Source organism: Acetivibrio sp. (genome assembly GCF_035371925.1).
Lineage (GTDB): Bacteria > Bacillota > Clostridia > Acetivibrionales > Acetivibrionaceae > Hungateiclostridium.
This window is the reverse complement of the sequence record NZ_DAORXT010000024.1, coordinates 23485-33148: the sequence shown is the minus strand read 5'-3', so window position 1 is coordinate 33148 and position 9664 is coordinate 23485. Positions and strand designations below refer to the sequence as shown.

Sequence of the window (9664 nt, the reverse complement as noted above, 5' to 3'; positions counted from 1 at the left end):
GTGTATTATTGCCTTTGGTAATTTTTCTTTTAAACTATAACTGCAAAAGAAACGTTGATTTTTTTATTGACAGCAACAAAATGTTGCTGTAAAATAAAGTATGTACTAAATACTAAAGACACGCTTAGAAAGAGAACTTTTTGCTAAGAACTACTAAAAACATTTTAACACATATATTAGACAATAAACAAGTTTTATATCGAACTTTATTATTTTTAAAATGCAGTTACTTAAATAATGTAATCCATTAATATTAATTTATATATATTAATAAGATTGCTGGGAGGGGGATGTCTTGGACAAGATTGAGTATTTAAGACAAAAACTTCATAATGTAATTGAATCCGGTGATCATCATGCCATCCTAAGAGTCAGTCAGGAACTTGACGTATTGATTGTGAGGCATATGATTAATCAATTACATCCAGGTGAGTAATTTTAAATTTTTTATAAACGATTTATGTTTTTATGTAGTACAAGCATTTTATGAAATGCTAAAATTGAAATTTTGCTTAAATTCGTCATCCTGCACAATTTTATATATAAGTCTTTTAGTTTTTGTACTATGTTATTTATACATAGTACATTTTTTTATCTAAAAAAGCCCGAGGAACCGATGTCCCTCAAGCTTTCCGTAACTTAGACCTTCTATTTTCCCTTTTTCGTCTATTTTTTATTTTTTTCAACAAATCTCTTAATTCTCTTCATTGCCTCAATTATATTGTCCATGGAGCTGGCATAACATGACCGTACATATCCTTCTCCACAATCTCCAAAGGCTGTTCCCGGCACTACTGCAACCTTTTCCTCCATTAAAAGTTTCTCCGAAAATTCATATGAAGTCATTCCGGTTGATTTTATGCACGGAAAAACATAAAAAGCACCCAACGGCTCAAAACATTCAAGTCCTGCACTCCTATAGCCTTCAACCATAATCCTTCTTCTTCTGTTGTACTCTCTCACCATATCTTCCACATCATCATCACTGTTTCTTAAAGCCTCTATGGCTGCATATTGAGCAGTTGTAGGAGAACACATTATGGCATATTGATGTATCTTGTACATTTGTGAAATCAAATCGGGATGCCCCAGACAATAGCCCAGCCTCCATCCTGTCATGGCATAAGCCTTCGAAAAACCGTTAATAACCAATGTCTTATCCTTCATCTCGGGAAATGATGCTATGGAAACATGCTTAATCCCGTAAGTAAGCTCAGAATAAATTTCATCGGAAATAACAATTATGTCTCTGTCCTTAAGTACCTCAACAATAGCTTCCAAATCCTTTTTTTCCATAACAGCGCCTGTAGGATTGTTGGGATAGGGCAAAATCAATACCTTAGTTTTTTCAGTAATTGCCTTTTCCAAAAGTTCGGGAGTCAATCGAAATTCATTTTCCGCAGTCAAATTAACTGTCACAGGAGTAGCTCCAGTAAAAATAGTACATGGCTTGTAGGCAACAAAGCAAGGTTCCGGAATAATTACCTCATCTCCAGGTCCGACAAGAGCCCTTAAAGCTATGTCAATCCCTTCACTTCCCCCGACAGTTACAATAACCTGAGTTTTTGGATCATATTTTAAGTTGTATTTCCTCTCCTGGTATCTGCATATCTCTTCACGCAGCTCCACAAACCCTGCATTTGGCGAATAGTGTGTATGCCCCTTTTCCAACGAATAAATACCTGCCTCACGGACATTCCACGGAGTTACAAAATCTGGCTCACCTATACTTAAGGATATGGCATCCTTCATTTCGTTTACCAAATCAAAAAACCTTCTAATCCCCGACGGAGGTACCTGCCTGACAGACGGCAAAACCATTTCTGCAATATTCATAGTACCACTGCCTCCCTGTCATCTTTTTGCTTTTTTTCAAAAATAGTTCCCTTATCCTTATACTTTTTCAGTACAAAATGGGTGGAAGTACTCAAAACCGACTCTAAAGTAGACAGTTTTTCAGCAACAAACAGGGCAACCTCCTTCATAGTCTTGCCCTCAACAATAACCGTCAGGTCAAAACCTCCCGACATAAGATAGCAAGCCTTCACTTCCGGATATTTGTATATCCTTTCTGCAACCTTGTCAAATCCTTCTCCCCTTTGAGGTGTAACTTTTACTTCTATCAAAGCGGTTACGGATTCTTTACTTGTCTTTTCCCAGTTTATCAAACTGATATACCCTAAAATAACATTGTCCTCTTCATACTTTTTGATAGCTTCCCTTACTTCTTCGACGCTCTTATTAACCATTACGGCTATTTCTTCTTCACTTATTTTATTGTTTTTCTCCAATATCTCCAAAATCTCTTCCATACATCTCCACTCCTTTGAACAAGAAATAATATTTAAGTAATATATAATATTAAAATATGTAATAAAAAACTCCCTCATCCACAAACAAGGGACGAAGGAGTATTCCGCGTTACCACCCTAATTAGCACCATAAAGGTACTCTCTCTGCCGGTTCTTATAACAGTATATTATGTAGCATACTGCCATAAACACCCTCCTCTATAACGTGAGGCTACGTCTTCCTCTAATATGAGAGTCTCCGCGTCAGGAATACTCACATTTCTCAAGGAGAAGCTCAAGGGCTGCCTTCCATACAGACACTTTGTCGGGCTTCCACCATCCCCGACTCTCTAAAAAAGCATCCAAATGTACTCTTCCCTGTCATCGCAGTAAATTGCTATAAAATTATATTGAATTATACTATATTTTTTGCCAATATGCAACTATTATTTTTCCATATCTTGCAACAAAAAAAATTGGCCCCGCAAATCCCATTTATGATTTTAGCTATTGGATTTGCCCGCATACTCTTCCATAATTTCCTCAAGAATCACATCCGTTATTTCGTCATCATCTTCAGAGTTGCTGTTTTTTGCATTGTCTTTGCTCATGCTATCCGCATTTTCTATGTTTTCACTGGCAAACTCCACAACTTTCTCAAGGTCAAACTCGTACTTTTTCAATGTCTTCGTTATTTCTTGCTTTAACGCCTTTATCTCCCTCTTCATATCCACGAGCTTTTCCTTTTCCTGCTCAGTGAGCTCGGACAATTTCTTTCTTTCTTCGTCTGCTTTTTCTTTTGCTTCCTGCAATATCATCTCCGCTTTCTCTTGGGCCTTTATAAGAACATCGGCGATTTTAGCTCTGTCAGCGCTGATTTGCTCGGCTTTTCTTGCAATATCCTCATATTTAATTCTCAGTTCCCTGCACTGATTTTTCAAAGCGGAAATTTCATTGTCTTTTTCTTTAAGCTTCTCATCAAACTCCCTTAAAATCTTTTCAATATATGAATTTACATCGGTTTTCTTAAACCCGAACAATGAAGTTCCGAACCTTTTTTCTCCAGCCATTTATGGTTCCTCCTAATTGCAAATAATAGAGATTTATATATAAAAATTACATAGTACTATTCCTTATATATTCAATCTTTTTTCTAAAAATCCTTCTTAAATTTAGAAAAAATTATTGCTCCAAAAAGCAAAAACCATACATTTTGAAGTAATGTATGGCATATATGAAGCGAACACCTGAAATTACAGATGTTCACCATTAACCCCATGGGTTTGACAGTAATTATAAATGTTTGTCAATGGCACTTGCAAGCTCCGATTTTGACCTTGCTCCTATAAGTTTTTCCACCATTTCTCCGTTTTTAAATACCATTATTGTAGGAATATTCATAATTTTAAACTTTTCAGTAACTTCACCTTCACTGTCAACATTAAGCTTTGCAACTTTTGCTTTGCCGTCATATTCCTCTGCAAGCTCATCAATTATGGGTGCCACCGCTCTGCACGGACCGCACCATGGAGCCCAAAAATCAACCATAACCACTTTGTCCGAATTTAATACTTCCTGATCGAAGTTTTCTTTTGTCAAAATTACAACTTTCTCTCCTGCCATTATTTTTCCTCCTAAACGTAAGTTTTTCGTTGTTGTCTGCGCATATTCGCAGACAATTCAATATGTACAAATTTCAACCTCAGCATTTCACACTACATAGTTTATATCACTAATAATGTTCATAAACATGTTATTTTATTCTTACCCACAATAGAAAGAACAAAACATCAATCGATAAAATTTTAAAAATTTTGTATAGATAAATTATAGCCATAATATTATAATTTCTCAATATAAAATAATTAAAAATCCGACACCTCATTTTTTTCAAGGCACCGGATTTTCGGGTATGTCTCGACTCCTTTTCTGCTATGCAATCTTGTAAATATCAAGGGTTTTATGAATGCGCTCAAATATCAGTCCCGCAATAAACCATGCAGGAGCATAATCAATCCTTACGAGATTGTCCACTGCAAACGGCCCGGTATAAAACCAGGGGGCAGCTCCAAAGATATTGGTCAGAATAAGTCCGCTTGCATACTCTATTCCCCAGATAATTACCACCCAGATAAGTCCTCTGATTTGCCACCTCCATTGCTCTATAATATCGTGTATTGGCTCTAAAAAAACAGCACATCCATATATAAAGAACATCCAGATACTTGTATAGCCCTGCAGCTTCATATCCCCCGTCAAAAGCGAGTGTAGTCCGGTCCAGACTATTTCCATGCCCCATCCCGTGATTCCATAAATAAAGAAACGCTTCATCATAGATTTATTTTCTTCACCTTACATTACTTTTATTAGTAGAAAATAATTGCTATAAATGAAAATCATGATAGTTATTTCTTGATTTTAAAACTTCTAAAAAACCATGGAATAATTACATCTTTCTTTGCCAATTATATATACAAACATTTTAAATGGCACTTTTAAAGGTTTTAAATGTGCTTATTAATCTACACAAGTTACATTAAATTATATTATTGGCAAAGAGGTGTTTATTTGACTAAGGTAGCGGAATTTAAACTAAACAAATTCAATTCTTTTTTTATAAACCTGATAGCATTATTAATTTTTATATTAGGTTTTGGAATAATACTGCCCATAATCGGAAAGGATAAATGGCTGATATACATTGAATCAGCAATTTATAACGGACAAATATTAGGGCTCTTTACAACCCTTTTGGGAGTTGTCGTGTTCCACGAGCTCCTTCACGGGCTGGCATATATCATATTTGGAGCAAAACTGAAATTCGGTATAAAATATTTAAATATTTATACGATGGATATATCAGGGACATTTTATACACCTTTTCAGATGGCTGTTATATTGCTGCTTCCGTTTTTTGTCCTGACAGGTTTGCTTTTATTGGCCGGGATCCTTTTTCCTGACTTGGTTTATTGGATGGTAATCGGGATGCTGTATAATGTATCCGGTTCTTTCGGTGACATTTTTATGCTGTGCTTTATTCTATATATGGGCAAAAACTGCAAAATCAAGGATGAGGAGTATGGATTTGGAGTATATACATAAGCATAAAGAAAAAATATGAAGAAAATTTTTCAAAAAACTCTACCAAAAATAATTTAATTGTGATATCATATTAAATAAGAATCTATAGGTAATCATATCCATATTCCAGGCCATTTCACTGTGTGAGATTCGGCTAAAAGCAGGAGGGGATTAGTCTTTCCGTGCTTTTATAGTAAATGTCTTGCAGGTATCACGTTGAAACTGTTAGCAACAAATTCAAAATATAATAAAGTGTAAATTATTTAGTTCGTTTATAAAAATTTCTATAAAATAAATATTTATGTTATTTATTATTCAGAAATGGATAATAATATAACATATATTAAAATGGAGGGTGCCTATGTATCTTTTTGGAAAAATTACTGTAACAGCTGTAATACCTGACGAACTATCTAAACTGAAAGACATTGCGTACAATCTGTGGTGGTCATGGAATTCCGAGGCTATCGACCTTTATAGGGAAATTGACCTGGCTTTGTGGGAAAAGCTCGGGAAGAACCCGGTAAGATTTCTCAAGGAAGTAAGCCAAAAGAAGCTTGAAGCAAAGCTCAATGACCCTGACTACATGCAAAGATACAGGAAAGTAGTCGAAGATTACGAAAAATATATGAACGAAACCGATACATGGTTTTCCAGAAATTTTCCCGACAAAAAAGACCACATGGTGGCTTACTTCTCTGCTGAATATGGATTAAATGAAGTACTGCCCATATATTCGGGTGGCTTGGGCGTATTGTCGGGTGACCACTGCAAATCGGCAAGCGACCTTGGAATACCTTTTACGGCTATAGGCTTGTTCTATAAAGAAGGATATTTCAGCCAGCATATAAACTCCGAAGGATGGCAGGAAACAATATTCACTCCTTTAAACCCTTCAAACCTTCCCATAAAACCTGCTTTAAATGACCAAGGTGAAGAGGTAATAATAAGTGTAGAGCTACCCGGCAGGGTTGTATACGCAAAAGTTTGGGTAGTTCAAATTGGCCGTGTAAATCTGTACTTAATGGATACGGATATCGATAAGAACAGTCCTCATGACAGGGGCTTGACTGCCAGACTCTATGGCGGTGACCAGGAAACAAGAATACAGCAGGAAATTTTCCTTGGAATAGGCGGCGCAAGAGTACTTGACGCTTTAGGCATAAAAGCTACCGTATATCATATGAATGAAGGACACTCGGCTTTCCTCGGCCTTGAGCTTATCAGAAAGCTGGTACAAAACCATCATATTCCTTTCAATCATGCCAAGGAAGTCGTTGCTTCTTCCGTTATATTTACTACCCATACCCCTGTACCTGCGAGTAATGATGTATTCCCGTTGGAAATGATAGATAGGTATTTCGGAAATTATTGGCCGTCTTTGGGTATAAACAGGCATGAGTTTTTGGATTTGGGATTAAAGATAGGAGAACATCACAACTTCAATATGACTGTCCTTGCATTGACACTGGCAGGACAGAAAAACGGAGTAAGCGAGCTTCACGGTGCAGTATCCAGAAACATTTTCAAAAATGTATGGCCGGGAATACCTGAGGACGAAATACCGATTGAACATATTACAAACGGTATTCATACTCTTACATGGCTTTCTCCAAGCATTAAGTATCTTTATGACAAATATCTCGATAATGACTGGAAAGAACGTCTTTATGATAAAGAAGTATGGGATAAGGTCGATGACATTCCCGATGAAGAGCTTTGGAAAACCCATTGCGTCTTGAAAACAAAAATGATCGGATATATACGTGAAAAACTTAAAGAGCAACGGGCGGCAAACGGCGAATCCATAGAAAGAATCAAGGAAGTTGACACTCTGCTTGATTCCAATGCTTTGACCATCGGATTTGCAAGAAGATTTGCAACTTATAAAAGGGCAAACCTTATATTCAGAGACCTTGCCCGAATTCAAAAGATTTTAAACAATCCAGAAAAGCCGGTGCAGATAATATTTGCCGGAAAAGCCCATCCGGCAGACGGACCTGCCCACGAAATCATAAAACACATTAATGATATCGCAAAGCAGGAAGGCTTCAACGGCAAGGTTATCTTAGTTGAAAATTACAACATGACCCTCGCCCGCAACATGGTTCAGGGAGTGGATATTTGGCTCAACAATCCGAGAAGGCCCCTTGAAGCCAGCGGAACCAGCGGACAGAAGGTGGGTATAAACGGTATAGTCAATTTCAGCATACTGGACGGTTGGTGGTGCGAAGGCTACAACGGCAAAAACGGTTGGGCAATTGGCGACGATACCTTCTATGATAACGAATATCATCAGGATAACGCCGACAGTGAATCAATTTACAATATACTGGAGAAGCAAATTATACCTGCTTACTTTGACAGAAATGAAAACGGCGTACCGGAAAAGTGGGTAAAAGTAATGAAGGAATCAATAAAGTCTATTGCTCCCGAGTACAGTACCCACAGGATGGTTCAGGATTATACAACCAAGTATTACATTAATTCAATGGAAAGATATGATAAGATTATGGCAAGCAATTATCAATTTGCCGTCAACCTTTCCGAATGGAAGAAAAAAGTGTCACAAATGTGGCCTCAGGTACAAATAATAGCCGACAAATCGGCAAACCAATTGAAGGAAAGAAACTTTATATCCGGTGAAACCATCCCCATTTACGCCACTGTTATACTTGGAGGTCTTGAGCCTTCAGACGTAAAAGTCCAAGCATACTACGGAAATATCGGAAGCAACAACACTATTGAAAAACCTGAAATAGTGGATATGAAAATGGTGGAAAAGAACAGTGACGGTACTTATCTCTATTCTGCAAACATCACTTTGTATGAAGGCGGAGAGTATGGATATACCTTCAGAGTAATTCCGCATAATCCGGATATCATCAATCCGTTTAATTTAGGACTTATAAGATGGATTGTACAATAATAAAAGCTCATAAATAATAAAAACTCATAAATTCATTAAAGGCAGGAAGGTTTTACACAAATCTTCCTGCCTTTTTCAGTATCACAAAAAAATAAATAGTACCAAAGTACCAAATCTATATCACGCCTCTATTTTTCCGTATATACCTCCGCCGCCGGCTTCAATGGAAAGCTTCCCTTCCCTTGACAAAACAATATTTTTGGCTATATCCTCGTTTACCGCCTTTGTCAAGTCATCGTAAGAAGCATAATGCAGTACCTTCATTTCACTTCCGAAAAAGTCTATAAGTTTGTCTATCGTTTTAGGGCCCACTTTTGGAAGGAACTCCAACGGAACCTGATAAAAATAAGGAGGTCTTGCATCCATCATGGGGTTTTCCCTGTCCCGTATTATCATCAATCTGTCCTTTACCCCTACCACCACACGGTGCTTGTCTGAAACGGGGCATTTTAATACAGGCGGGGCCTCTTTTATCACTGAGTCGCAAACCAGGCAATAAGTCCTGTGATATTTTCCAAGTTTGGGGTCTAATCCGTAATTAGCCTTGATTTTTCTTCCGTCGATTCCTTTAAAAGCTTTTAGAATTTCCTCATAAGTCGGTTCTTCCATTTCAAATATATTGTATTCCCTGCCCATCTTTGAAAGCGAATGGGCATCGGAGTTGCTGATAAAAGCTTTGCCATCAAGCTCCCTAAGCTGGGACGCCATCATCGAATCGGCACTAAGTCCCAGTTCCACTGCAGGAATTTTCTCAAAAGACTTCTCGTCGAATATCTCCAAAAGGCTGTCACAGCAGTTGCCATAAAAGCTCTTGAAGGGAGTGAAAATATGGGCAGGAATAAATGTCCCCCCGTAAAAATCAACCATATCTATAAGCTGCTGGGCTGTCAATCTGCACATATAGGAGCAGTTATAGATATTCTTTATGTAATCCTTTATGCTCTCTGCAAAGTCTTTAATCGATTTTAGTGTGGGAAAAAAGCAAAGCGAATGGGAGCTTCCGCCCTTTTTTTCATGTGTCTCAAGCTCAGCTCCCAATATCAATACCTGCCCCTTTTTGTACTCCATTCCTCCGCCCTGTTTCTCCACCAGCTCTCCTCTATCCGCAAGCTCTTCAATATCTTCAATAACATAAGGAGACAAACAGTCAACCACACCAATAACATCTATACCTTTTCTTGTGTAGGATTCATATGCTATGTTTTCAAAAGTGAGATTATTGGCAGTTGCTTTCTTTATCTCCATTCCTTTTGAAGACCTTCCGATATGAACATGAAGATCAACAAAATATTCTTTCATAAAATCCCCCTTTTTTACTTATGCCCTGCCTTTAATACTAAATGAAAATCCTTTTATTTTCAAC

Annotated in this window: 9 protein-coding genes and 1 other annotated feature; of the genes, 3 read left to right on the top strand and 6 right to left on the bottom strand. The window is 37.3% G+C overall.

Annotated features, from left to right (window positions below; genetic code table 11):
- Positions 1-295 precede the first annotated feature (295 nt).
- The gene (locus tag PLH43_RS05220) at positions 296-436 is read left to right on the top strand and encodes an aspartyl-phosphate phosphatase Spo0E family protein (protein ID WP_324360814.1); all 141 of its coding nucleotides are present in this window, start codon (positions 296-298) and stop codon (positions 434-436) included.
- Positions 437-666: 230 nt separating this feature from the next.
- Here PLH43_RS05220 and PLH43_RS05215 read toward each other — a convergent pair whose 3' ends face one another.
- From PLH43_RS05215 to PLH43_RS05195, 5 genes are all read right to left on the bottom strand, one after another.
- Positions 667-1836 (bottom strand): aminotransferase class I/II-fold pyridoxal phosphate-dependent enzyme, encoded by a 1170-nt coding sequence (locus tag PLH43_RS05215; protein WP_324360812.1) that lies wholly within the window; start codon positions 1834-1836, stop codon positions 667-669.
- Entirely contained in the window at positions 1833-2312 is a 480-nt protein-coding gene (locus PLH43_RS05210) for an Lrp/AsnC family transcriptional regulator (RefSeq protein WP_324360810.1), read from the bottom strand. Before PLH43_RS05210 ends, PLH43_RS05215 begins: the two co-directional genes overlap by 4 nt.
- A gap of 84 nt (positions 2313-2396) precedes the next feature.
- Positions 2397-2685 (bottom strand) — a binding site (T-box leader).
- A gap of 109 nt (positions 2686-2794) precedes the next feature.
- A complete protein-coding gene (locus tag PLH43_RS05205; RefSeq protein ID WP_324360808.1) occupies positions 2795-3361 on the bottom strand; it encodes a hypothetical protein in 567 nt (188 codons plus the stop codon).
- A 223-nt stretch (positions 3362-3584) separates the two neighbouring features.
- Positions 3585-3914, bottom strand: a complete 330-nt coding sequence (gene trxA, locus PLH43_RS05200) for a thioredoxin (protein WP_324360805.1) — start codon at positions 3912-3914, stop codon at positions 3585-3587.
- Between the two features lie 309 nt (positions 3915-4223).
- A complete protein-coding gene (locus PLH43_RS05195) occupies positions 4224-4625 on the bottom strand; it encodes a hypothetical protein (RefSeq protein WP_324360803.1) in 402 nt (133 codons plus the stop codon).
- A 234-nt stretch (positions 4626-4859) separates the two neighbouring features.
- On the opposite strand from PLH43_RS05195, the gene PLH43_RS05190 reads away from it, so the two are divergent.
- Positions 4860-5393 (top strand): DUF3267 domain-containing protein, encoded by a 534-nt coding sequence (locus tag PLH43_RS05190; protein WP_324360802.1) that lies wholly within the window; start codon positions 4860-4862, stop codon positions 5391-5393.
- Between the two features lie 340 nt (positions 5394-5733).
- Positions 5734-8301, top strand: coding sequence for an alpha-glucan family phosphorylase (gene glgP, locus PLH43_RS05185; RefSeq protein ID WP_324360801.1), 2568 nt, complete (start codon positions 5734-5736; stop codon positions 8299-8301).
- Between the two features lie 120 nt (positions 8302-8421).
- Here the strand turns inward: glgP and PLH43_RS05180 are convergent, their stop codons facing one another.
- Positions 8422-9600 (bottom strand): endonuclease Q family protein, encoded by a 1179-nt coding sequence (locus PLH43_RS05180; RefSeq protein WP_324360798.1) that lies wholly within the window; start codon positions 9598-9600, stop codon positions 8422-8424.
- Between the last annotated feature and the right edge of the window lie 64 nt (positions 9601-9664).